This window comes from Ureibacillus sp. FSL K6-3587 (genome assembly GCF_038593165.1).
GTDB classification, from domain to species: Bacteria; Bacillota; Bacilli; order Bacillales_A; family Planococcaceae; genus Ureibacillus; species Ureibacillus suwonensis.
The window spans coordinates 3399752-3425191 of record NZ_CP151969.1 but is presented as its reverse complement, the minus strand read 5'-3'; the positions used below and the strand labels follow the sequence as shown (position 1 = coordinate 3425191).

The following is a 25440-nucleotide window of genomic DNA, read 5'->3' as shown; positions in this document are numbered from 1 at the left end:
TACTCGATTTGCTTAATCCTTCGCTTTTGCCCCTTTACTTTTATACATCTTCTTATTCAAATCAGGCATTCTAATGAAAGGAAAGTCGTTACAAAATATTGAACAAAACTTTTCCGTCAAAGGTCTGAAATTGAAGTTATTGACGGTTTTTCTTATTTCAAGGAAATGGATTCATGTTATATTTAGATAAGAAATAATGTATGCAATTAAATGTTTTAAGGAGATGTTAAAATGTTACATCAGCTTTCGTGGAAAGTCGGTGGGCAACAAGGTGAAGGGATTGAGAGTACTGGCGAAATTTTTGCGATGGCCATGAACCGTTTAGGTTATCATCTGTACGGCTATCGTCATTTTTCTTCCCGCATCAAGGGGGGCCATACAAACAATAAAATTACCGTTCGCCCGACACCGGTTCGCGCAATTGCGGACGATTTGGATATTTTGGTTGCATTCGACCAGGAAACGATTGAAGTCAATTATAAGGAATTGACGGAAGACAGTATTATTTTAGCGGATAGCAAATTTGAGCCTGTAAATCCAGAAGATTCGAAAGCCCCGCTTTTTGCGGTGCCATTTACTGAAATTGCTTCCGAACTGGGCACTTCATTAATGAAAAACATGGTGGCGATTGGATCTACTGCCGCTTTATTGAATTTGCCGATTGAAAACTTCCAGGAAGTTGTCGATGAAATTTTTGGCCGCAAAGGGGAAGAAGTGGTCAAAAAGAACATGGAGGCAATCCGCCGCGGATATGAAGTCACTTGTGAATTGATTGGCGACAAAGTTGGAAAATGGCAATTGGAACCGGCTGACGGCAATCGCCGGTTGTTCATGATCGGAAACGATGCGGTGGCATTGGGAGCAATCGCTGCCGGAGCGCGTTTCATGGCAGCATATCCAATTACGCCGGCTTCTGAAATCATGGAATATTTGATTAAAAAGCTTCCGAAATTTGGCGGTACGGTCATCCAAACGGAAGATGAAATTTCCGCATGTACAATGGCAATCGGTGCGAATTTTGGGGGAGTGCGCTCCTTTACAGCTTCAGCTGGTCCAGGTTTATCCCTCATGATGGAATCCATCGGTTTGTCCGGTATGACAGAGCAGCCCCTTGTCATTGTTGATACGCAGCGGGGCGGACCATCCACAGGGCTTCCGACAAAACAGGAACAATCCGACTTGATGGCGATGCTTTACGGCACCCATGGGGAAATTCCGAAAGTGGTCATTGCTCCTTCCACAATTGAAGAAGCCTTTTACGATACAATCCAAGCATTCAATATTGCTGAAGAATTGCAATTGCCTGTCATTGTGATGACCGATTTGCAATTGTCTTTAGGTAAACAGACGGCCGAACCTTTCGATTACTCAAAAATCGAAATTCGCCGAGGCAAATTGAATCTTGGAGAATTGCCTGAAAAAGATCCGAAAGAAGATTTTAAACGTTTTGAAGTTACAGAGGACGGCATTTCAACGCGTGTGGTGCCTGGCCAGCTACACGGAATCCATCACGTAACAGGAAACGAACATGATGAAACCGGAAAACCTGCGGAAGCTCCTGGAAACCGCAAAAATCAAATGGACAAGCGTTTGCGCAAATTAAATTATGTAAACTTCAAAGATCCGATTTATGTGGATGCGCCGCATGAAGAAGCCGATGTATTAATCGTTGGTTTTAACTCAACAAGAGGTGCCATTGAAGAAGTCCGTCCGCAATTGGATGAAGAAGGCATTAAAACAAACCATGTGCATGTACGCTTAATTCATCCATTCCCGGCAAATGAACTGCGGCCTTATGTTGAACGGGCGAAAAAAGTCATCGTAGTGGAAAACAATGCGACCGGGCAACTGGCCAATATTATGAAAATGAACATCGGCGCTCATGATAAAACATTTAATATTACGAAATATGACGGCACTCCATTCTTGCCTCGTGAACTAAAAACTCGTGTAAAGGAGTTGCTTGACTGATGGCAACATTCAAAGATTTCCGTAATAACGTAAAACCTAACTGGTGTCCTGGATGCGGGGACTTCTCAGTACAGGCGGCTATTCAAAGAGCAGCTGCCAACGTTGGTATCGAACCTCATGAATTGGCGGTCATCTCCGGAATCGGCTGTTCCGGAAGGATCAGCGGATATATCAATTCCTATGGATTCCATGGCACACACGGTCGCGCATTGCCAATCGCCCAAGGCTTGAAAATCGCCAACCGCAATTTGAATGTTATCGCAACAGGCGGGGACGGGGACGGTTACGCCATTGGGATGGCCCATACGGTTCATGCCATTCGCCGAAACATTGATATCACTTATATCGTCATGGATAACCAAATTTACGGTTTGACGAAAGGCCAAACTTCACCGCGTTCCGCATACGGTTTCGTAACGAAGTCAACACCACAAGGGTCAAAAGAGCCTTCGATAAAACCGTTGGAACTTGCTTTATCAGCAGGTGCGTCATTTGTTGCCCAAGGATTTTCATCTGATATCAAAGAATTGACCGCATTGATCGAAGCTGGAATTCAACATAAAGGTTTCTCTTTCATCAACGTATTCAGCCCTTGCGTAACGTACAATAAAGTGAATACGTATGAATGGTTTAAAGAACATTTGACGAAATTGGATGAGATTGAAGGCTACGATCCTCATAACCGTGAACTGGCAATGCAAACTGTGATGGAAAATGAAGGGCTTGTGACGGGAATTGTCTATCAGGATCCAGAATCAGTACCATATGAGGAACAATTGGAAGGTTTCTCGGAAAAACCGCTCGTGGATATGGATTTAAAAATCAGCGAAGATCAATTTAACGAATTGGTGAAAGAATTCATGTAATAAAGTAATTTTCCTGAAAATTTACTTTGTCAGCATTAAGTACCATCCAAACAGAAGAACTGCCTGTTGCAGTTTTTTGTGGATGGTACTTCATTGTTTTTATTAAGAAATTTTCCTGGAAAACAAATGTTAATCATTTGCTTTTGATAATAAAAAAACATCATGTAAAATAATGCTTATGAGCGATTTTTTGAAAGATATAAATTATTTGATCACATAATTCTTCCACATTTTTTTATTCGAATTTATTCTCCAAAGAGGGTAATATGGAAGATAAGGACGCAAAATGAATCGAACGAAATCGGGGTCTTTCCATTGAATAATGTCATTGATTTCTTCTCCTTCAAAAAGAAAAAACAAGAGGAACAAATTGCCAAGCTGTTTCAAAAAGCAAATTCTTTTCAAAATCGGGAACAAATTGATAAGCTGATAGATGAAAAAAAATTGACTGTGGAAGATCACAAAAATTTTCTCGCCTTTTTGGCGTATTCAAAGGAAAAAAAGATTGAACCGACAGAGCTTTTTACTGCGGTGTTAAAGATGTCAAAACATCAATTTGAACTGCGTTATGAAATGAATTGGCATGCGGCCGTTCAAAATTGCTTAACCTTTTTGACCATTTTAAAAGAAAGGGATCAGGAGCAATATGAACAGTTTTTGAAAGAACAATAAATATGTCAAAAAGAGCATAATTGTATGGTTCTTATTGTCCTGATATAGAACTATTCGTTATAATATTAAAATGGGATTCCTCTATGAATCCGGTAGAAAGGAGTCATTCATAATCAATGAACGAAGAACAACGTCTAGCGAATAATCAGACAACACAGCCTAAACCGCAAAAAACGGAAAAAGACTATAGCAAATATTTTGAACGGGTAATTACCGCTCCTTCTTTGAAAGATGCGAAAAAACGCGGAAAAGAAGAAGTGAAATATTATAAAGATTTTAAAATTCCCGAAGAATTCCGGGGAATGGGGGATGGCCGCAAATTCTATATCCGCACTTACGGTTGCCAAATGAATGAGCACGATTCGGAAGTCATGGCCGGCATTTTCATTCAACTTGGCTATGAGCCGACAGATACTGTAGAGGATGCGGATGTCGTTCTATTAAATACATGCGCCATTCGTGAAAATGCGGAAAACAAAGTATTTGGTGAACTGGGACTTTTGGCGAAATACAAGCGTGAAAGACCGGATATGCTTCTTGGCGTATGCGGATGCATGTCCCAGGAAGAATCCGTTGTCAATAAAATTTTGACGCAATATCAACATGTGGACATGGTGTTCGGTACCCATAACATCCACCGTTTGCCATACATTTTAAAAGAAGCCTATATGTCCAAAGAAATGGTGATTGAAGTTTGGTCCAAAGAAGGGGACGTTATTGAAAACCTTCCAAAAGCCCGCCAAGGTTCCATCAAAGCTTGGGTAAACATTATGTACGGTTGCGATAAATTCTGCACATACTGCATCGTTCCATATACTCGCGGAAAAGAGCGCAGCAGAAGACCGGATGAAATCATCCAGGAAGTAAGGGAACTTGCGGCACAAGGGTATAAAGAAATCATGCTTCTTGGCCAAAACGTGAATGCTTACGGCAAAGATTTCACGGATATCAACTATCGCCTCGGCGATTTAATGGATGAATTGCGCAAAATTGATATTCCGCGCATCCGTTTCACAACGAGCCACCCTCGCGACTTCGACGATCATTTGATCGAGGTGTTGGCGAAAGGTGGAAACCTGGTGGAACACATCCACTTGCCTGTTCAATCAGGTTCCAATGAAATTTTGAAAATCATGGCCCGTAAATATACGAGAGAACAATTCTTGGAGCTTGTCCGGAAAATCAAAGCCGCCATTCCAAATGTGGCGTTGACGACAGATATCATTGTCGGCTATCCGAATGAAACGGAAGAGCAATTCCAGGAAACGCTTGATTTATACCGTGAAGTAGGATTTGAATCAGCGTTCACTTACATTTATTCACCTCGTGAAGGAACACCGGCTGCAAAAATGAAAGACAATGTTCCATTGGAAGTGAAAAAAGACCGCTTATATCGATTGAATCAGGTTGTGGAAGAATTCTCCAGAGCCGCATTGAAAAAATACGAAAACCAAATTGTTGAAGTGCTTGTTGAAGGTGAAAGCAAAAAACGCAGTGATGTATTGGCTGGCTATACACGCAGAAATAAATTGGTCAACTTCGAAGGGCCAAAAGAATTGATTGGCCAGTTGGTGAAAGTGAAAATCACGAAAGCAAGTTCCTACTCACTCCGCGGTGAATTCGTGGAAGTAGTAAAACGGGATGAGGTGAATGTATAATGTCAACTAAACTTTATACAAAAGATGAAATCGTTGAAAAAGCAAAAGAAATTGCCCACATGATTGCCCAAACAGAAGAAGTGGAGTTTTTCAAAAAAGCGGAAGCACAAATCAATGAAAACCAAGTTGTCCGTGAAAAACTTGCCAGCTTGAAATCCCTTCAAAAGCAGGCGGTGAACTTCCAACATTTAGGGAAGGAAAAGGCGTTAAAATTGGTTGAGAAAAAAATCGAAGAAATCGAAAAAGAAATCGATGAAATCCCGGTTGTGCAGCAATTTAAACAATCCCAGTTGGAAGTGAACGATTTGCTGCAATTGGTATCCAATGCCATCGCGACGACGGTGACGAACGATATCATCGAATCAACAGGCGGCAATTTGCTGACAGGCGAAACAGGATCAAAAGTGAAATACTCCAGCCCTGGCAGCTGCTCTTAATGAAAGCTACGAGGAAAATCAAGCATGATTTTCCTGTAGCTTTTTCTTTTCCCCGGAAAATTCAACGCAAACTGGAACACATATCGGCCTCCCTTAATACTATATGTTTGTTAGGCTAATGCACTAATGAAAATCTTTGTTCCAGGGAACGACCGGATATTACATTTTTCCTTGAAATTCAACATGAAATTTCACCAATTGGGCATTTGCCGCATACAATAGTTCGACGAGATGTAAAGGAGGAAAATGTGTGAAACGTTTGCGTCAAATCGTGACAAAAGCGGTCATCGCGAAGGGGAAAAAGCGTACGGAATCGAGTGAAACTCTACGTCCACCTAACACGCCAACAAGCATTTTGGGATGCTGGGTCATTAACCACCACTACTCCGCAAAAAAAGTTGGAAAATATGTAGAGGTTTCTGGCAAATACGATGTGAACGTATGGTATGCTTACAATAACCATTCCAAAACGGCTGTATATACAGAAACGATTCATTATAAAGACAGAATCAAATTACATTACCGCGATGAAGAGATCATCGATTCCAATGAGGTACACGTAAAAGTGTTGCAACAGCCAAACTGCATTGAAGCGATTATCAATCAAAAAGGTGACAGTTTCAACATTGTGATTGAACGTGAATTTTTAGTGGAAGTCATCGGGGAAACAAAAATCGTTGTATCCGTTCATCCAATCGAATTTGAAGAAGAATGGCATTTTGGCGACGATGATGAAGATGAATCATCCAGCTCTTCATCTTCTTCAAGCTCATCCGAATTTGATTACAAAGAGTCAAGAGACAGCGATTCCTCATCATTTCAATAACCTTCATTGAGAGCACCATCAAAAATAGAATAAGATGGTGCTCCTAATGTTTGAAAAAAGCGTTTCTCCAAGGTTATCGCAACATTTTTCGTCATGTTATAATATGTTAGAGAATTTTAAGTGAGGGAATATCATGACTACATATACACCAATGATGCAACAATATTTAACCATTAAATCGGAATATGAAGACGCCTTTCTTTTTTTTCGGCTAGGCGACTTTTATGAAATGTTTTTTGATGATGCCATCAAAGCATCACAAATACTTGAAATCACATTAACGGGCCGGGATGCAGGCGGAGATGAACGGGTGCCGATGTGCGGCGTTCCATACCACTCAGCCCAAAGTTATATCGAAACGTTGGTATCAAAAGGGTATAAAGTGGCCATTTGTGAGCAAGTGGAAGACCCGAGACAGGCAAAAGGCGTTGTAAAGCGGGAAGTGATCCAAGTCATTACGCCGGGAACGCTGGTGGAAGGCAAAACCATCGATAACAAATCGAACATCTTCATCGGCTGTGCCGAGCGGTTGACCGAGAATGAATTTGCCTTTGCTTATTTGGATGTGTCCACCGGGGAAGGGAATTCCTTCATCATCGAAGGGGGAGTAAAAGGGCTTTTCCAACAACTCCAAGCATACAATATTCGGGAACTGGTCGTGACGGAAGAGTTAAAGCTGCTTCTCCAGGAACAGGCAACGAATCTCGGCATTGTGCTTTCCATAGAAAATGATGAAATGGATGAAGAAAAAGCGGCCCAATATTTGATCCATCTTCCAAAAAACTGTTATGGGGTTGCAAAATATTTGCTTCAGTATATTGAACGGACACAAATGCGCTCCTTATCCCATATCCAGCCTTTTACATATACCGAATCCAAACAATATTTGCAAATTGATGCCAATTCAAAACGGAACTTGGAATTGCTTCAATCGATTCGTGGAAAGGATCAGAAGGGAACGCTTTTATGGATTTTGGATGAAACCGTGACAGCCATGGGGGGAAGAAAGCTGAAACAATGGCTTCATCAACCCCTTGCAAACCGCATGCAAATTGAAGAAAGATTGAGCATCGTTTCGGATTTGATCGATGAATTTTTTCTGCGGGATGAATTGAGAGAGCTGTTGAGAAATGTTTACGACCTGGAGCGTCTTGCCGGCCGGGTGGCATTTGGAAATGCGGGGGGCAGGGATTTGGCCCAGCTCCGCGAATCTTTGAGACAAGTGCCGGAAATTAAAGAGAAACTCTTGGAAAGCGGCAAAGAGACGCTTATAAACCTTGCGAATAAAATGGATGCATGTTGTGACATAGAAGAACTGCTTTCAAAGGCCATTACCGATCACCCGCCTGTCGCCATCAAAGAAGGGGATGTCATCCGGGAAGGCTACAATAAAGAATTGGACGAGCTTCGCTATATTGCGCGAAACGGAAAAGATTGGATTGCGCAGCTGGAACAAAAGGAACGGGAAAGAACGGGCATAAAGAATTTGAAAATCGGCTTTAATCGGGTGTTTGGCTATTACATTGAGGTAACGAAATCGAATCTTGCCAATATCGATCCGGACCGCTATTACAGAAAACAGACCCTTGCCAATGCAGAGCGCTTCATCACGGAAGAACTGAAAGAGAAAGAAACGCAAATTTTACATGCGGAAGAACAAAGTTTGGCCCTTGAATATGAACTCTTTATGGAGTTGAGGGAACAGCTGAAAGAATACATTCCACGGGTGCAGCAACTCGCTTCACTCATCAGCGAATTGGATGTGTTCTTAAGCTTTGCGGCAGTTTCCGAAAAATATCAATTCACGAAACCTGCATTCCACGACGGAAAGGGCTTAAAAATCATTGGCGGTAGACATCCCGTCGTTGAAAAAATGTTGAATAAACAAGCGTATGTGCCAAACGATTGCGTTTTAACCGAAGAGAAAAATATGATGCTGATTACCGGACCGAATATGTCCGGGAAAAGTACGTATATGCGGCAAGTGGCGTTGATTGTCATTATGGCGCAAATGGGCTGTTACGTACCTTGCGATGAAGCCGACCTGCCTATCACGGATCAAATCTTTACCCGCATAGGTGCTGCGGACGATTTGGCCAGTGGGCAATCCACTTTCATGGTGGAAATGCTTGAAAGCCAAAATGCCATAACAAACGCAACGGAAAAAAGCTTATTATTATTTGATGAGATTGGGCGCGGTACATCCACTTACGATGGCATGGCCCTTGCCCAGGCAATGATGGAATATATCCACAATCATATTGGGGCCAACACCCTATTCTCCACGCACTACCATGAACTCACCGCCTTGGAGGACCAGCTTGAACGATTGCAGAATGTGCATGTGAGTGCGGTGGAGAAAAATGGCAATGTCGTGTTCTTGCATAAAGTGAAAAAAGGGGCGGCGGACAAAAGCTACGGTGTACATGTGGCGAAACTGGCAAACATGCCGCAGGAGATCATCGATCGGGCGCAAACGCTTCTCGAGCAGTTTGAATCCCAGCAAGTGGACCACTTGAAATCCCAAAAGGAAGAAGAGATTTTCCAATTGTCCTTATTCGAAGAGGAAGAACCGAAACAGAAGAAAAATACGTTAAAATCGCATGAACAGGAAGTCATACAAGAATTGCAAAAAGCGGATATCGTATCGATGACGCCAATAGATGCAATGAATCTTCTTTACAAATTGCAGCAATCATTAAAGTAATAAGGAGGGATACCGATGGGAAAAATTCGGCTTATGGATGAGTGGCTTTCCAATAAAATTGCGGCAGGAGAAGTGGTGGAAAGGCCATCTTCCGTCGTGAAAGAGCTTGTGGAAAACGCCATCGATGCCGGCAGTACATCCATTGAAGTGTTCCTTGAAGAAGCTGGGCTTTCCTCAATTCAAGTCATCGACAACGGAAGCGGCATGGATGAGGAAGATGCGGAGCTTTGCTTTGCCAGACACGCGACATCGAAAATTTCAAAGGAACAAGATTTGTTTCGCATCCGCACCCTCGGGTTCCGGGGGGAAGCGCTGGCTTCCATCGCCGCCGTTTCCAAATTGCGTTTAGTCACTTCCGATGGGGAATCGGGAGTCGAACTGGAGCTGGAAGGGGGAACGATTGTCTCGAAAAAGCCGGGCCCTTTAAGAAAAGGGACGGAAATTACCGTTTCCCAATTGTTTTATAATACACCGGCACGGCTGAAATATTTAAAAACGATTCAAACGGAACTTGGACACTCCATTGATTTAATGAACCGTTTAGCCCTAGCGTATCCCGATATTGCATTCAAGCTTGTCCACAACGGGGGAGTTCTCCTTCAAACCAATGGCCGGGGAAATGTCCAACATGTGCTGGCAGCCATTTATGGAATGCAAAACGCAAGAAAAATGATTCCTTTCCGTGGGGAATCGAAGGACTACACGATACACGGTTACGCAACATTGCCTGAAATTACCCGGGCATCGAAAAACTATATTTCCATCTTCGTCAATGGCAGATGGGTGAAACATTACGTCATCCAAAAAACCATTGTGGATGCGTACCATACCTTTTTGCCGATTGAACGATACCCAATCGTTGTGTTGTACATTGAAGGCGACCCTTATTTGACGGATGTGAATGTGCATCCTGCAAAGCTTCAGATTCGTTTAAGTAAAGAAGAAGATTTGCTGCCGTTGATTGAAAACACGATCCGCAATGCAATCCGGGAACATATGAACGTTCCGTTGGCGCAAAAAAAAGAGAAAATTGTCCGCCCTGTAAATGAGCAATTAAACATTTGGAAACAGCCAACGATTGATGAATCCAAAATTAATGACATCGTTGAGCGTTTAAAAGGTGGATCGGCGGTAGTGAATGAAAGCCCGGCTACAGAAAATGAAGCTGTTACTCCAACAGAATTTGTTGAGGAATGGCCGGAGCCAAAAGATGTTTATGATGAACAGCCGGTAACAAATGCTGATCCTTTGACTGAGTTTCATGAAGAATCAACAGATTCCACACATGAAACATCCCTCCAGCAGATAAAAGAACCATTCCCGGACCTTGAAGTGGTGGGTCAAATCCATGGAACATACATCGTTGCGCAAATGGAAGACGGCTTCTATCTGATTGACCAACATGCTGCCCAGGAGCGGATCAAATATGAATATTTCCGGGAAAAAGTGGGAGAAGTGGATCCGAACGAGCGGCAAACGTTGCTCTTGCCTTTAACCTTCCACTACACGCAAGATGAAGCGTTGATTTTAAAGGAAAACAAGAAAGCGTTGGAAGAAGTGGGCGTGTTTCTTGAAGAATTTGGGCCTTCCTCCTTTGTCGTCAGGGAGCATCCTACCTGGTTCCCAAAAGGGTTCGAGCAGGAAATCATTGAAGAATTGATCGAACAAGTATTGAAAACGAAAAAAGCGGATGTGAAAAAACTGCGGGAGGAAGCGGCGATTATGATGAGCTGCAAACGCTCCATCAAAGCGAATTATTATTTGACAAAAGAGCAGATGGAGACGCTCATCAAAGACCTGAGAAAAGCGGAGAATCCCTTTACATGCCCGCATGGACGTCCCGTCATGATCCATTTTTCCACTTATGAAATCGAAAAAATGTTCAAGCGGGTCATGTAAAAGGAAGCGGCATATTTGGATAGAGGAGTGAGCGGATGTTTTCATTTCAAGATCGGTCCAAACTTATACACTTGATGAACACCTATTCTTTTGACGTGCTCGTCATCGGCGGAGGCATCACCGGTGCCGGTATTGCGTTGGATGCGGCTTCGAGAGGCCTGTCTGTCGCGTTGGTCGATATGCAAGATTTCGCCGCGGGCACTTCCAGCCGTTCAACGAAACTGATTCATGGCGGTTTGCGCTATTTGAAACAGTTGGAATTTCGACTTGTAGCGGAAGTAGGAAGAGAGAGGGAAATCGTCTATGAAAATAGCATCCATGTTACAACTCCTGAGAAAATGCTGCTTCCCATCTATAAAAATGGCTCATTAGGAAGATTTTCCGCTTCGATAGGATTGAAACTCTATGATTCTTTGGCAAAGGTTCGGAAATCCGAACGGAGGAAAATGCTTTCGAAAAAGGAAACCTTGAAACTTGCCCCTTTTTTGAGAGAAGAAGGATTGCTTGGCGCGGGATTTTATGTGGAATATAAAACCGATGATGCGAGATTGACACTTGAAGTCATCAAAAAAGCGGTGGAATATAAGGCCCTTTGCTTGAATTATGCCAAGGTCACAGGGTTCGTTTATGACAGGAACCGCATCGTTGCAGCAAAAGTCCGAGATGAAATTACCGGTGAAACCATTACAATACATGCCACTCAAATCGTCAATGCCGCCGGGCCCTGGGTCGACGTAATTTTAGAAAAAGACAATCGCAATGGAAGAAGCAGAAAATCTTTGAAACTGACAAAAGGCATCCATATCGTGTTCGACAAGTCAGTGCTTCCTTTGGAACAAGCGATCTATTTCGATACGGACGACGGGCGGATGGTCTTTGCCATTCCAAGGGGGAATAAAGTATATGTCGGAACAACCGATACCTTCTATGAAGAAAATCCGGTTCATCCGGTGGCGAAAAGTGAAGAGGTGGCCTATTTATTAAATGCCCTTCATTCAATTTTCCCTTCCCTTTCCCTTAAGGAAGAAGATGTGGAATCCACTTGGGCAGGAATCCGTCCGCTCATTTTTGAAGAGGGAAAGAATCCGTCCGAGATTTCCAGAAAAGATGAAATCTGGACATCCAAAAGCGGGTTGATGACCATTGCGGGCGGAAAGTTGACCGGATATCGGATCATGGCAGAGCGGATTGTTGATCTGATCGTCAAAAAACATCGTTTCCGTCATGCGAAAAAATGCATGACGAAACAATTGGCTTTGTCCGGCGCTGAAGGGCTCCGTTCCTCCAATTTTGAGTATTTTGTAAACAAGAAGGCGATGGAAGGGGCCAAATTCGGGTTGAATTTCGGAGAAGCGAAAGGGCTTGCCCAAATGTATGGAACAAATATTGATCGGGTGTTTGATTTATTGGACAAGGAAGAACCAGTAGACAAACTTCCAAAAGCGTTATTCGCTCAACTGCTTTACAGCATTTACGATGAAATGGCTTATACACCGGCTGATTTCTTCATCCGCAGAACAGGCCTCATGTATTTTGATATCGCAATGGTGGAAAAAACGAAAGATGCAGTCATTGATATAATGAGCGACAGGATTGGCTATTCTGAAAGGGAAAAAACCTTTTATACCATGCAGTTAAATCAAATGATCCGAGAGGCGAAGGGGGATTGCGGTGAAAGAGACACGTTGGATACAAATGAGTGATGGACAACAAATTTTTGCAAGAATTTATGATGCAGGACAGCCTATCGGGAATTTTTATATACTTCATGGAATGTGCGAGTATGGTGAACGGTATGATGAATTTGCCCGATTTTTATGCCGGGAAGGGTACCGGGTGATTGTCCATGATCATCGCGGGCACGGAAAAACGGGAGAAGCGGGCGGAAAATTTGGTTATTTTTGTGAGGAAGATGGTTTTGAGCGGGTTGTGCAAGATGTATATGAAGTCATGAATGAAACCATGATCAAAGGGTTGGATTGCATTTTATTTGGGCACAGCATGGGATCTTTTATTGCCAGAAGATTTATCCAGCTCCATTCAAGCCTCGTTCATCAGTGCATCCTTTGTGGAACAGGATCAACCACTGCTTTGCATTACATGGGGAACCTGCTTGCCAAATCTCTTGCCCGCATTCAGGGAAAAGAAAAGGAAAGCAAGTTGATGAACGAATTGGCTTTCTCGAGCTTCAACAAACAATTTGAAAATGCCATAACGCCCTTTGATTGGTTGAGCAGTGATGTAAAAGAAGTGAGAACCTATGTGGAAGATCCATATTGCGGATTCATCCCTACCCATCAATTTTTCAAAGATTTAACCGATGGGCTTCTATTAATCCACAGCAAAGAGGAAAATAAAAAAATCCGCAAAGATTTGCCGGTCCTCTTCATCAGCGGCAGTGCGGATCCGGTGGGAAATAACGGAAAAGGCGTTTTCCAAGTGGCTGAAGAGTTGACGAAAGCCGGCCTTCAACAGGTTGCGGTGTATCTTTTTGAAGGCATGCGCCATGAAATTTTAAATGAACAAAACAAAGAACTGGTATATGAAGTCATAGTACGGTGGTTAAGAAAATGGAAGAACAAAAATGTATTGATGTAGTGGCCATCGTTGGTCCTACCGCTTCAGGGAAAACGGCTTTAAGCATTAAAATGGCAAAAACTTTCGATGGTGAAATCATCAACGGTGATTCGATGCAGGTCTATAAAGGGTTGGATATCGGCACCGCAAAAATCCGGGAAGAAGAAATGGAAGGAATCCCTCACCATTTATTAAGCTTCAAGGAGCCGACCGAAAGTTTTTCTGTTGCGGAATATCAACGATTGGTAAGAGATAAAATAGAAGAAATCCAAAGCAGAAGAAAATTGCCAATCATCGTTGGTGGAACAGGTTTGTATATCCAGGCGGTTTTATACGATTTTCAATTTACTGAGGAAAAGGTCAATGAAGAAGCGCGCAAGAAATATTATGAAGAATTGGAGAGAATTGGCCCAAAAGCCATGCACGAAAAACTTGCCGCTTTGGATCCTGAAACCGCAAAGTCCATCCACCCGAACAACACGCGCCGCGTCATCCGGGCACTGGAATTGATTGAACTGCATGGAATCTCCAAACAGTCGGAAGAGCTGAACCGGGGCAATATTCCGTTGTACAACCATCTCATTATCGGAATGAACATTGACAGGGAGGAATTGTATAAACGCATCAATGAGCGGGTGGATTTCATGATGGAGCAGGGGTTGCTTGATGAGGTCCGAAGTTTATGGGAAAGAAATATCCGCGATGTTCAGGCCGTGAAAGCCATTGGCTACAAAGAATTGTATGACTATTTGGATGGCCGTATCACGTTGGAAGAAGCGGTGGAACAAATCAAGCAAAATTCCCGGCGTTATGCGAAACGGCAATTGACGTATTTCCGGAATAAAATGGATGTACAATGGATAGGAAATGATTGGGAAAAAATTATAAAAATGTCTAAATTTTTTTATAATAAAGAAGGAAAATAAAAAATCGTTATCGAATAATTTACACTAGAGAAAAAAATAGATGAGGTGTGCGGTGTGAAATCAATGAACTTACAAGATACTTTCCTAAACAATTTGCGTAAAAGCAATGCTTTTGTAACAGTCTTTTTATTAAATGGTTTCCAATTAAAAGGAACCATCAAATCTTACGATAATTTTACGGTGTTAATTGAATCGGAAGGCAAGCAGCATTTAATTTATAAACATGCCATTTCAACATTTTCACCATCGAAAAATGTCCAGCTTCAATCAGAAGAGCAATAATCGGATGGTTATTTGAAGCGCAAATGGCAGTCTATTCCATGGGGTTATGGGCATGAATCTTCGGGGGACCTGGTCAAAGATCGTTGGCTTAAAGAAACCATCATGCTGATGGAACTCCATGGCAATTTGCAGAGAAAAATCGGCAGTTTTCATACTCGCCGATTTTTCTATTGTCGATTATAATTAGGGACATACGAAAGTTTTTGGAGGTTTTATAATGAAAACAATGACAACGGAAGAATTGATCAATTTATTGGATGCCAATGAGGACTTGAATATTATTGATGTACGTGAAGATTTTGAAGTGGCGAATGGGATGATTCCTGGAGCCGTACATATTCCGCTTGGTTCCATCCCTGAACGCATGGAGGAATTGGATCCATCAAAAGAATATATTATTGTTTGCCGCTCAGGAAACCGAAGCGGAAAAGCCTGTGAGTTCTTGGAAGCAAATGGATACAATGTCATCAATCTTGAAGGCGGAATGCTCGAATACGACGGAGAATTGGAGTTTAAATAAGGGGAGGAGGTGGAGTTCTTCAGGGGCTCCCCCTTTTTATTTTTCGGGGGATTTCAAGCATCTTTGGAGGAGCCGCAATTATTTTCGTATCCCCGCAAGTAAGTTGAACATGTTCCGATGGAATGATGAAACTTAAATAATCCAGTTGACTCCTTACAATGAATTGATAAGATGATATAGGATAAATTATGTAAGTCAATTAGACAGGAGTATCAATCATGTTTGTATCAAACTTAAAACCGGAAGTTGTAGAACTTGCAAAAAAGATCGAGGAAAAAATAAAGCCATACCATGAAAGGGTGGATGAAACGGCTTTTTTCAATCAACAAAAGGTATTGGCAGCCTTCAGAAAGCATCAAGTGAGCGACTTTCATCTGAATCCATCCACAGGCTATGGCTATGATGATGAGGGAAGAGATACCTTGGAGCGCGTATATGCGGAAGTGTTTGGTGCGGAAAGTGCACTTGTCCGAAGCCAAATTATCTCCGGGACCCATGCCATTACGTTAAGTTTATTCGGCGTGCTTCGTCCGGGGGATGAATTGATCTATATTACCGGAAAACCTTATGACACCCTTCAATCCATAGTGGATGGGGGAGAAAAAGATACGGGTTCGTTGAAAGATTTCGGTATTCATTATCGCCATATCGATTTGATTGGCGATCGGGAAATCGATTGGGAAGGCGTCCGGAAAGCCATCAACGAAAAGACAAAAATGGTGGCCATCCAGCGTTCGAAAGGTTATGCCACTAGACCGTCCTTCACCATTGAACAGATTCGTGAAATGTGTGAGAAAGTGCGGGAAATCAAGCAGGACGTCATCATCTTTGTCGATAATTGCTACGGAGAGTTTGTCGAAAAACTTGAGCCGACGGAAGTTGGGGCGGATTTAATGGCAGGCTCCCTCATTAAAAATCCGGGTGGAGGCCTTGCAAAAACAGGAGGATATATTGCCGGAAAAGCCGATTTGGTGGAAAAATGCGCCTTTCGGATGACGAGTCCCGGAATAGGTGCGGAAGCGGGTGCTTCATTAAATACATTGATTGATTTTTATCAAGGATTTTTCTTGGCGCCCCATGTAGTTGCTCAAAGTTTGAAAGGTGCAATTTTCACTTCTGCGATGTTGGAAGAGGTGGGAATGATAACAACCCCTCACTATACGGAATACCGGACCGATTTAATACAATCCGTTTCCTTCCAGACGGCTGAGCAGATGATAGCCTTTTGCCAGGAAATTCAGGCCGCTTCCCCAATCAATGCCCATTACGCACCGGTGCCATCCTACATGCCTGGATATGAAGATGATGTCATTATGGCGGCGGGCACTTTTGTCCAAGGCTCAAGCATCGAACTTACTGCAGACGGTCCCATCCGTCCCCCTTATACAGCCTATGTGCAGGGAGGATTGACGTACGAGCACGTCAAATATGCTGTATGCAGTGCGGTTCAAAAACTGAAATCCTTTTAATGTTGAATAAAGCAGTTCAATTTGAGCTGCTTTTTTATTTCCTTTACTGAAACTGTTCAACTCGGCAATATTGCATCGGTACGAATCAATTAAGAAAAAGTGATCCATCCATCCTTTTTTTCAGCCGATTCCGATTGTTTATAAATCAAGAAATTTATGTTAACTTACTTAATAGAGTTTTTTGAAAAAGAGGGAAAACCATGATCACATTGGATTCGATCAAACATTACGGAGAATATGTTGCGATTGAAGCGGATGGACCTTTGAGGACCTTCAGTTCGGCCATGCACAACGCCGGCTACGGCAATTATCAATATTTTATCAATCGCACCGTTGATAAATCCTATTTTCCATCAGATGCCCATGAAGAAATGAAACAATTTCTTCAATCCAAAGGGTTTCCTTTGGACAAGACCGTTGCCATGATGACGGCGGTCGATATGAAATTCGCTTTTTCGCACTTTTTTAAAGATGGGGATACGTCCATCGTTGTGATGGTAACCGCAGGATTGAATAATGCGGTTGATGTTACCCGTTCCCACCGGTATTCCTATAAACCGGCAATTGGCACAATCAATATTTTTATTTTTATTAACGGCTGTTTAACGGACGAAGCATTGATTCAAGCGCTTTGTTGCGCGGTGGAAACAAAAACCAAAGTGCTTTCGGAAAAAAAGATTATCGATAAAAATACCGGAACGGTTGCGACTGGCACTTCCACAGACAGCATTTGCATCGCCTCCACCCAAAAAGGGGAAGTTCATGAATACGGAGGCTCCATTACAAAAGTGGGATCCCTTGTTGGAAAAGGCCTTTACGAAACATTGTCCATCGCCGTTGATGAATATCTTAAGTATACGAAAGGAAAATCTTGACATGACCATCCTGGCAGTCATTATTGGGCAAATGTTGGACTTGATTTTGGGAGATCCTCCAAAAATGCCCCATCCCGTTCGGTGGATTGGCTCTTTTATTGGATTCCTTACAACAAAATGGAATAAAGGATCCCACCGAATTTTCAAAGGAGCCATGACCGGAATTCTCGTAGTTGCCATTGTAGCCATTACGACTTTTTTCATCGTCTATGCTGCGTATCAAATCCATTTGATGGTTGGCATCCTTGTTGAAGGAGTATTGATAGGGATGGGTCTTGCCCAAAAAAGTTTAAAAGAAGCGGCAATGGAAGTATATATGGCCTTAACCCGAGGTGACCTTGAAGAAGCCCGGAAAAAATTATCCTGGATTGTCGGCCGGGATACGGAGCATCTGGATGAGCCGGAAATCGTGCGCGGAGTGGTGGAAACGGTTTCGGAAAATACGAGCGACGGGGTCACAGCGCCGTTATTTTATGCATGCCTCTTTGGCGCGACGGGATTATGGACGTATAAAGCGATCAATACATTGGATTCCATGATCGGCTATAAAAATGAAAAGTATGAAGAGTTCGGAAAATTCAGCGCGAGACTCGATGATGTGGCAAATTTTATTCCAAGCAGAATAACAGGACTCATTATTTTATTATTCACAAAAAAGAAGACCGACCGCCCATTGGCAGAACGGTTGCGTTTATGGCTGAAGGATGCAAAAAAACATCCGAGTCCAAACAGCGGTTACTTGGAGGCGGCAACAAGCTATCAGCTAGGCATCCGTCTTGGAGGATACAACTCCTATCATGGGGTGCCGTCGTTTCGCGCCTATATGGGAACACCAGATGTCCCATTGGCATCCGACCATATAAAAGCTGCCATTCAACAGATGTTTGTTGCATCCATTCTTTTTACAATCCTGATTGGGGGTGTCATCGTTGCAATATCCACCGCATGGAGCTAATTTCCAATCCCTGTACGAACGTTTTCAAATTCCGATGCCTGAAATGGTTTATGATTTAAGTGAGAATGTGAATGCTTTCGGATTTCCGCCAATGATTAAAGAACAATGGTTCCAATTGTTGAACAAAATTTCTGTTTATCCGCATCCGGAAGCGGAACCGTTAAGATCGCTTTTGGCAGAGAAATTAAATGTTCAACGGGAGAACCTTCTTTTGGGAAACGGCGCAGCGGAATTGTTAACCTTTTTTGCAGGCAGATTTTCCAATCGAAAAGTGATAATCGTCCATCCAACTTTTTCTGAATATAAAATGACGTTGGAAGCCCAAGGAGCCGAACTGATTGATTTGGTGGTGCAAGAAATCGAAGCATACCGGCTCCCGATTGGACAAATCAAAGAGCATATGAAAGAAGCGGCTTGCCTTTATTTATGTAATCCAAATAATCCGACCGGCTCCCTTATCCCAAAGGAAACCATCGAAGAACTTCTAATTTGCGGGGAAGAAACAGGGTGTGAAATCCTGGTCGATGAAGCTTTTATGGATTGGACCGATGAATCGGAATCCGTCATTCCACTCATCGGACGGTATCCCAATTTGACGGTTTTAAGATCAATGACAAAAATGTATGGCATCGCAGGCATCCGATTGGGGTATTTAGTTGGGCGAAAAGAACTTGTGGAAGAATTGGAAAGCCGACTCCCCCATTGGCATGTCAACGCATTAGCCATTGAAATCGGGAAAATGTGCCTTGAAGATGAAAACTTCCGCCGTGAGAGTATTGCAAAACATGCCAGCATCAAAAGAAACCTCGAACATTTTTTGCGGAAACACCAATGTAAGACGACAAACAGCGTGACGAATTTTCTCTGCTTCCAACTGACAGATCCGGAAGAGACAAGGGATTTTTATTTTTATTGTCTCCGCAACGGTATAGTATTGAGACATACGGAAAATTTTATCGGCATGGATGGCAAATGGCTTCGAATCGGAGTGAAAAGGGAAGAAGCGATGAAAAAATTTCAACAAGTAATGGATGAATGGTATGGAAAATAAACTCGAGCTTTTTTTCGTTCGCCATGGTGAAACGGAGTGGAATCAGGAAGGTCGGCTGCAAGGCTGGCTGGATTCCAACTTGTCTCCACATGGCATCAAACAAATTACCCATTTAAAACAGCAATTAAAAGGCATTCGATTTGCTGCGGCTTTCTCCAGCACCTCGAATAGAGCGATACAAACAGCTGAATTGTTGGTAGGGGACTATTTGACAATCGTGAAAGATCCAAGGCTGTTGGAAATCCATCTAGGCAGCTGGCAAGGGAAACGGTTGGCAGACATTGAAAAAAATGATTTCGAAAGATACAATCATTACTTCCATCACCCTGAAAAATACATCCCTGATACAGGTGAAAGCTTTCACCAGGTCGTCCACCGGATGGGCGATTTTCTTGAATCTTGCGCGAATGCCTTCGACTCAGGGAAAATATTGGCGGTTTCCCATGGTGTCGCCATTCGGGCTCTGATTCTGCCGATTTTGCGGTTGCCAATAAAGAACATTTGGGATTTTGAAATTGAGGGGGCAAGTGTCACAAAAGTCACCATCACCAATAAAACACCGATCATTGAGTATATCGGAAAAACCATTTCGATTGAATAGACAACTCCGGTTAAAAATATATTGAACTAAACGATCATATGGAGTTGTTGCCATGTATGGCCATCATTTGAGTCTTGTTTTAAAGCATTTCGCCTTGATGTGGGGATTGACGGCGATAAGCCTGATTGTTGGAATGTTTTTGCCGTCTTCCATCGTAATTATTGTTTCGGTGGTCAATTTGGTCTTGTTGTTCATTGTCGTTTTCACCCGCAACATGCTATGGGCCAACGGAATTTTATATTTGATCCCCTTCTTTACAGGAATCATGTTCTATTGGTTGGCACAGTTGTTTATCGGAATATTGGGAACTGCATTCGTGTACTCGCTATTATTTGGAGCGGCGGTTCTCTTCATCACACTTGCTCTTTTGGGCTTAAAAATGCCGAGGCATTTTCCGAATGGGGCAACATATCTGACAGCGATATTGCTTGTATTTATGCTATTTTTCATCATTTATTTTTTCATCCCGGTTGACAGTATGGTCCGTGTATTTATTGCGGCCATCATCGTCTTTGGTTTTGTGTTATATACAGTTTATGATTTTAATTTGATCCGGAATTATTATGTAAAAGAAGATGAACTTGTTAAGACGGCATTAAGTTTATATTTGGATTTTATCAATATCTTCTTCTTTTTCTTTGGATGTTTATACCGGGGAAAAAGAAAATAACCTGATGGGAAAAAACTGTGGAAATTAACATTCGTTTATTTCTACAGTTTTTTCTTTTGTGGAAAAAGTGAAAATGGCAATAAATTTGATGAATTATGAAATGAATTTCTTAAAAATGAAAAAATTTTTGTCAATGTAAGGTTTCCTTACATGACGTTGACAAACAATATGCCAGATAGTAAAATGTTCATCATTAGGGAGGAGTGACATGTCATATCAAAATAAACGGACAAGTGAAATTCGAAGATCAATGCCGTTATTGCCAATCGGTACGGTGATTCAACTGACAGATTTGTCCGCGCGGCAAATCCGTTATTATGAGGAACAAGGTCTAATTTGCCCTCATCGTACAGAAGGCAATCAGCGGATGTTTTCATTAAATGATGTTGATTTGCTTTTGGAAATCAAAGATTTTCTTGAACAAGGTTTAAACATAGCGGGAATTAAGAAAATATTCGAAATGAAAAAAGGGGCGAAGGATGGAAAGTTTGGAAAAGAGCTTTCTGATGAAGAAATCCGCAGCATCTTGCGGGAGGAAATGAAAAATGCCCAATCCCGTTCCCATAAACCTTTGTTGAGATATGCAGATGTTACTCGATATTATCAATAATAATTTATACTAAAGAATTTAAGTAGGAGAGTGGAATTGTGGGTCGATACACAAAAGAAGACATCTATCGATTGGTTGAAGAAAAGGAAGTAAAATTTATCCGACTACAATTTACAGATATTTTAGGAACAATTAAAAACGTTGAAATTCCTGTAAGTCAATTGGATAAAGCTTTGGACAACAAAATGATGTTTGATGGTTCATCCATTGAAGGATTTGTCCGCATCGAAGAATCTGATATGTATTTATATCCTGATTTAGATACATTCATGGTATTCCCTTGGACAACAGGAAAAGGGAAAGTGGCACGTTTTATTTGCGACATTTATACTGCGGATGGTGAGCCGTTCTTAGGAGACCCTCGTACAAATTTGAAACGCGTATTAAAAGAAATGGAAGAAATGGGCTTCAGTCATTTCAACTTGGGGCCTGAGCCGGAATTCTTCTTGTTCAAACTGGACGAAAACGGCGAACCTACGTTGGAAGTAAATGACCATGGCGGTTATTTTGACTTGGCGCCGACAGATCTTGGTGAAAACTGCCGTCGCGATATCGTCCTTGAATTGGAAGAAATGGGCTTTGAAGTGGAAGCTTCCCACCATGAAGTGGCTCCGGGGCAACATGAAATCGACTTCAAATATGCGGATGCAGTCACAGCTTGCGATAACATCCAAACATTTAAATTGGTGGTAAAAACAATTGCGCGCAAACATGGTCTGCATGCAACATTCATGCCGAAACCATTATTTGGTGAAGCCGGATCAGGAATGCACTGCAACGTTTCCTTATTCAAAGGTAAAGACAATGCGTTCTATGATCCAAACACTGAGCTTGGATTATCCGAAACGGCAATGCAATTCATGGCGGGCTTATTGAAACATGTGCAAAGCTTTACAGCCGTTACAAACCCTACAGTGAACTCTTATAAACGTTTAGTTCCCGGCTTCGAAGCGCCGGTTTATGTGGCTTGGTCCGCACAAAACCGTTCACCATTGATTCGCGTCCCAGCTTCCCGCGGAGTTTCAACACGTTTGGAGGTGCGATCCGTTGATCCTTCAGCCAATCCATATTTGGCAATGGCGGTGATTTTGGCATCAGGACTTGATGGCATTAAAAACAAATTGACGCCACCAGCTCCAATCAACCGGAACATTTATGTGATGACGGAAGAGGAACGCCGTGAGAACGGAATTGAAAACTTGCCGGGGCAATTGGATGATGCCCTCCGCTTGTTGGAGAAAGATGAAGTGGTGAAAAACGCCCTTGGACCACACATCTACCAAAACTTCAAAGAAGCGAAAGAAATCGAATTCGAAATGTATCGTTCCACTGTCCATCCTTGGGAGAGAGAACATTATTTGAAAATGTATTAATAAAATAATGTGAAATAAAAACATCCTGCTTTCGCTGGTTTAATGCGCAGAAGCAGGATGTTTTCGTTTTATGGGGCATCAATTTTCATATTTTCTCGAAACCATAATCGGTTTGAAAGAATCCAAATCGTGGTAGGTGATACCGATATTCTGCAACTTGTGGAAGGTTGTGACAATATCTTCGTCATAATCGATCATCAGTCTGGACTTGCTTTTTTCTTGTTCGCGGACACTCGGAAATTTTCTTGTGAAGCCTGATTCGATGCTTGCTCTCTCGATGCTGCCTCGGATGCCTGTTAAAAATACATTTTTCCCGGCGACGCCTCCGTTGATTTTATAATTGGAGACCGTACCGTGCAACTCCACTTTCCCTTTTTGGGAATAAAGGAACATATTGATTTCTTGCTGTTTTTCATTGAAATAATCTTCTAAATTGTTTCTTTGGCTTGTTGCGTAGTTGTAGGTGATGTCGCCTGTAGCGAAGATGATCAATCCGCTGTCGCCAGGAGTATTGATCAATACATGTTTCAAGTCCACGTTGCCATTCACAAAAAATATTGCATCCGCATTGATGATGGCCGGTTTCAATGGAGATCCGAGCACTCCGTTGATTTCAAGATCCCCATCGACAAAATACACGCCTTTAAATGTATGTTCGCCGCGATTGATATTGAGGGCTTTATTTGTGATGTCACCTTTGTCCAAATAAAAGTTGCCATCAAATGTATGTTTGCCATCTTCTATTCGGATGGATGCCCGCGGAATTCCTTTCTTTTCTTCATAACTTTTGCTCTCATCAGGTTTTTCATCATCCGGATCGATGTTTATAACAGGTTTTTTGTTGGAAATGTAGTAATTCCCTTTAAACGTGTTGCTTGAGTAAAGTCCGGTGATGATGATGTTGGAACCGTATAAATGGAAGTTCCCGTCCAGCGTATATTTTGTACGATCGATAAAATTGTTATTGCCTAATAATGTGGTCAATCTGAAATATTCGTTCCCATTTTCGCCCTTGATTTCATGGGTTTTACCATCGATGATAGTTTGGATGCCATATTTGAACCAAGTCGGCTTTTTGGCGTAGTAGGACGAATTTACAGGCAGCTTGTAAACCGAATATTCATTATCGTTTTTGATCACTTTTTGTGCAAGCGCCATTTTTCCGATTTTGACCATATTTTCCACATCAAACGGCTCAGCTGTCCCCGTTTCCATCAGATCCGGCAGATCTTCATTGAATAAGTAGGAAGTGACATTCTTCACGGATTGTATATCATAAAGGCAATTGCTTTCCTTCATTTCATGGAAGTTATGTTTAAATACATCATTATAATTGACCCGGTCGAAGAACTTGTTGTCGCAGCCTTTCCAGTTGTCCAATGCTTCCGGTTTGATGACAAACAGCCGTCCGTTTGAAGGATTGACAAATAACTTTGCATTTTTCGATTCGGAAGGGAAAACCGTTTCCCCGCCAATGGCAGGGTATGTACTGTCTTTCCAACGTCTTTCAATCAGTGGGCTTGGTATGTATGCGCTGTTTGAGACGATGATATTTCCATCGGCTTTTACATCTCCATTGATGCTGACCCCGCCATTTAACATAAGGTTGCCATCGCCGCTTGTACTGACGGCATAATTCAGTATTTTCGGGACATCTGAGTATACGGCTCCGAGTTTGACTTCGGCAACGACCGTTTTTGTGGCATCGTTAGCCGTACCGACGCTTTTGAATTTCACAGTCCGGATGGTGTCAAGAGGATCGGCGGGAGTTTTTATGTAACATGCATCGTATTTTTTTTCACCGTTTTCATTCATAACATGGGTTCCTGAATCGCATTCATACTTCTGTAAAATATCATCAAATTTGTCGTTGAATGCGTTTATAAATTGCGACTTGCTGATGAAATTCAGCTTATAATACTTCTTTTTCGTGTCTTCCAGCACTTCTTCAATCGCTTGCTCCAATTCTTTGTTGATTTTTAAAGTGATATGGTCAATTCCGTCTTCTGCCAATTTGGCCGCCTGATTCGTTTTTTCCCGGTGTTCGTTGCGTGTGATCCCATTCATGGAAAAGGTGATCAAGGTTGTCCCGATAACCGTTGCAATCAACAACACCATGATGGTTATCACAAAGGCGTTTCCTTTTTGTGTTCGGAGGATTCTCATAAGTTATCTCCCTTCGAATGGATATTTATAGGGGAATGTTGATAAATTTTTTTCATTCTTCCAATCATATTATACTTATAAAAAAACAGATATCCTATAAAGATCTTGTGAAATTTTAGTATATTAAGATATAATTTGCTGTATGTTTTTCAACTTATTTCTTGTGAAATGTTAAAATAAACATTGAATTTCTTTATCAAGTTATTATAACGATAAGTTTTTGTTTCAATGGATATATTATTACTATATTAATAAAACGAATCGGGTGGTTTTTATCTTATCGTTTTAATAATATCGTTTTGCAAACTCAATTGTCTTCACAAAAATAA

22 protein-coding genes are annotated in these 25440 nt (G+C 42.0%); 21 read left to right on the top strand and 1 reads right to left on the bottom strand.

Annotated elements, in window-relative coordinates; all coding sequences use genetic code 11:
• Window positions 1-231: 231 nt before the first annotated feature.
• The 21 genes from NSS77_RS16910 (at window position 232) to glnA (ending at window position 22945) form a co-directional block, all read left to right on the top strand.
• Window positions 232-1971 carry a 2-oxoacid:acceptor oxidoreductase subunit alpha gene (locus NSS77_RS16910; protein ID WP_342469792.1) on the top strand — a complete coding sequence of 580 codons (1740 nt, stop codon included), beginning with the start codon at window positions 232-234 and terminating at the stop codon, window positions 1969-1971.
• Window positions 1971-2837: a 2-oxoacid:ferredoxin oxidoreductase subunit beta gene (locus NSS77_RS16905; RefSeq protein WP_342469791.1), complete on the top strand. Its 867-nt coding sequence runs from the start codon at window positions 1971-1973 to the stop codon at window positions 2835-2837. The genes NSS77_RS16910 and NSS77_RS16905 overlap by 1 nt, the downstream gene beginning before the upstream one ends.
• Before the next feature lie 315 nt (window positions 2838-3152).
• Entirely contained in the window at window positions 3153-3509 is a 357-nt protein-coding gene (locus NSS77_RS16900) for a hypothetical protein (RefSeq protein WP_342469790.1), read from the top strand.
• A 116-nt stretch (window positions 3510-3625) separates the two neighbouring features.
• Entirely contained in the window at window positions 3626-5167 is a 1542-nt protein-coding gene (gene miaB, locus NSS77_RS16895) for a tRNA (N6-isopentenyl adenosine(37)-C2)-methylthiotransferase MiaB (protein WP_342469789.1), read from the top strand.
• Entirely contained in the window at window positions 5167-5604 is a 438-nt protein-coding gene (locus NSS77_RS16890; RefSeq protein ID WP_342469788.1) for a YlbF family regulator, read from the top strand. The genes miaB and NSS77_RS16890 overlap by 1 nt, the downstream gene beginning before the upstream one ends.
• Window positions 5605-5854: 250 nt before the next feature.
• Window positions 5855-6430 carry an outer spore coat protein CotE gene (gene cotE / locus NSS77_RS16885; protein WP_342469787.1) on the top strand — a complete coding sequence of 192 codons (576 nt, stop codon included), beginning with the start codon at window positions 5855-5857 and terminating at the stop codon, window positions 6428-6430.
• Between the two features lie 133 nt (window positions 6431-6563).
• Window positions 6564-9137 (top strand): DNA mismatch repair protein MutS, encoded by a 2574-nt coding sequence (gene mutS / locus NSS77_RS16880; protein WP_342469786.1) that lies wholly within the window; start codon window positions 6564-6566, stop codon window positions 9135-9137.
• A gap of 15 nt (window positions 9138-9152) precedes the next feature.
• Window positions 9153-11036: a DNA mismatch repair endonuclease MutL gene (mutL, locus tag NSS77_RS16875; protein ID WP_342469785.1), complete on the top strand. Its 1884-nt coding sequence runs from the start codon at window positions 9153-9155 to the stop codon at window positions 11034-11036.
• Between the two features lie 35 nt (window positions 11037-11071).
• The gene (locus NSS77_RS16870) at window positions 11072-12739 is read left to right on the top strand and encodes a glycerol-3-phosphate dehydrogenase/oxidase (RefSeq protein WP_342469784.1); all 1668 of its coding nucleotides are present in this window, start codon (window positions 11072-11074) and stop codon (window positions 12737-12739) included.
• Window positions 12708-13634, top strand: a complete 927-nt coding sequence (locus NSS77_RS16865; protein WP_342469783.1) for an alpha/beta fold hydrolase — start codon at window positions 12708-12710, stop codon at window positions 13632-13634. Before NSS77_RS16870 ends, NSS77_RS16865 begins: the two co-directional genes overlap by 32 nt.
• Complete coding sequence (gene miaA, locus NSS77_RS16860) at window positions 13607-14539, top strand: tRNA (adenosine(37)-N6)-dimethylallyltransferase MiaA (protein ID WP_342469782.1); 933 nt, start codon at window positions 13607-13609, stop codon at window positions 14537-14539. Before NSS77_RS16865 ends, miaA begins: the two co-directional genes overlap by 28 nt.
• A 54-nt stretch (window positions 14540-14593) precedes the next feature.
• Entirely contained in the window at window positions 14594-14821 is a 228-nt protein-coding gene (gene hfq / locus NSS77_RS16855; RefSeq protein WP_342469781.1) for an RNA chaperone Hfq, read from the top strand.
• A gap of 217 nt (window positions 14822-15038) precedes the next feature.
• The gene (locus NSS77_RS16850) at window positions 15039-15341 is read left to right on the top strand and encodes a rhodanese-like domain-containing protein (RefSeq protein WP_342469780.1); all 303 of its coding nucleotides are present in this window, start codon (window positions 15039-15041) and stop codon (window positions 15339-15341) included.
• 218 nt (window positions 15342-15559) lie between these two features.
• Complete coding sequence (locus NSS77_RS16845; protein WP_342469779.1) at window positions 15560-16810, top strand: methionine gamma-lyase family protein; 1251 nt, start codon at window positions 15560-15562, stop codon at window positions 16808-16810.
• A 200-nt stretch (window positions 16811-17010) separates the two neighbouring features.
• Window positions 17011-17685, top strand: a complete 675-nt coding sequence (locus NSS77_RS16840; RefSeq protein ID WP_342469778.1) for an adenosylcobinamide amidohydrolase — start codon at window positions 17011-17013, stop codon at window positions 17683-17685.
• A 1-nt stretch (window position 17686) separates the two neighbouring features.
• The gene (cbiB, locus tag NSS77_RS16835) at window positions 17687-18640 is read left to right on the top strand and encodes an adenosylcobinamide-phosphate synthase CbiB (RefSeq protein ID WP_342469777.1); all 954 of its coding nucleotides are present in this window, start codon (window positions 17687-17689) and stop codon (window positions 18638-18640) included.
• Window positions 18615-19691 carry a histidinol-phosphate transaminase gene (locus NSS77_RS16830; RefSeq protein ID WP_342469776.1) on the top strand — a complete coding sequence of 359 codons (1077 nt, stop codon included), beginning with the start codon at window positions 18615-18617 and terminating at the stop codon, window positions 19689-19691. Before cbiB ends, NSS77_RS16830 begins: the two co-directional genes overlap by 26 nt.
• A complete protein-coding gene (locus NSS77_RS16825; RefSeq protein ID WP_342469775.1) occupies window positions 19681-20292 on the top strand; it encodes a histidine phosphatase family protein in 612 nt (203 codons plus the stop codon). The genes NSS77_RS16830 and NSS77_RS16825 overlap by 11 nt, the downstream gene beginning before the upstream one ends.
• 52 nt (window positions 20293-20344) lie before the next feature.
• The gene (locus NSS77_RS16820) at window positions 20345-20962 is read left to right on the top strand and encodes a Bax inhibitor-1 family protein (RefSeq protein WP_342469774.1); all 618 of its coding nucleotides are present in this window, start codon (window positions 20345-20347) and stop codon (window positions 20960-20962) included.
• Between the two features lie 208 nt (window positions 20963-21170).
• Window positions 21171-21572: a MerR family transcriptional regulator gene (locus tag NSS77_RS16815; RefSeq protein ID WP_342469773.1), complete on the top strand. Its 402-nt coding sequence runs from the start codon at window positions 21171-21173 to the stop codon at window positions 21570-21572.
• A gap of 38 nt (window positions 21573-21610) precedes the next feature.
• Window positions 21611-22945, top strand: a complete 1335-nt coding sequence (glnA, locus tag NSS77_RS16810; protein WP_342469772.1) for a type I glutamate--ammonia ligase — start codon at window positions 21611-21613, stop codon at window positions 22943-22945.
• Between the two features lie 78 nt (window positions 22946-23023).
• Here the strand turns inward: glnA and NSS77_RS16805 are convergent, their stop codons facing one another.
• Entirely contained in the window at window positions 23024-25111 is a 2088-nt protein-coding gene (locus NSS77_RS16805) for a hypothetical protein (protein ID WP_342469771.1), read from the bottom strand.
• Window positions 25112-25440 lie beyond the last annotated feature (329 nt).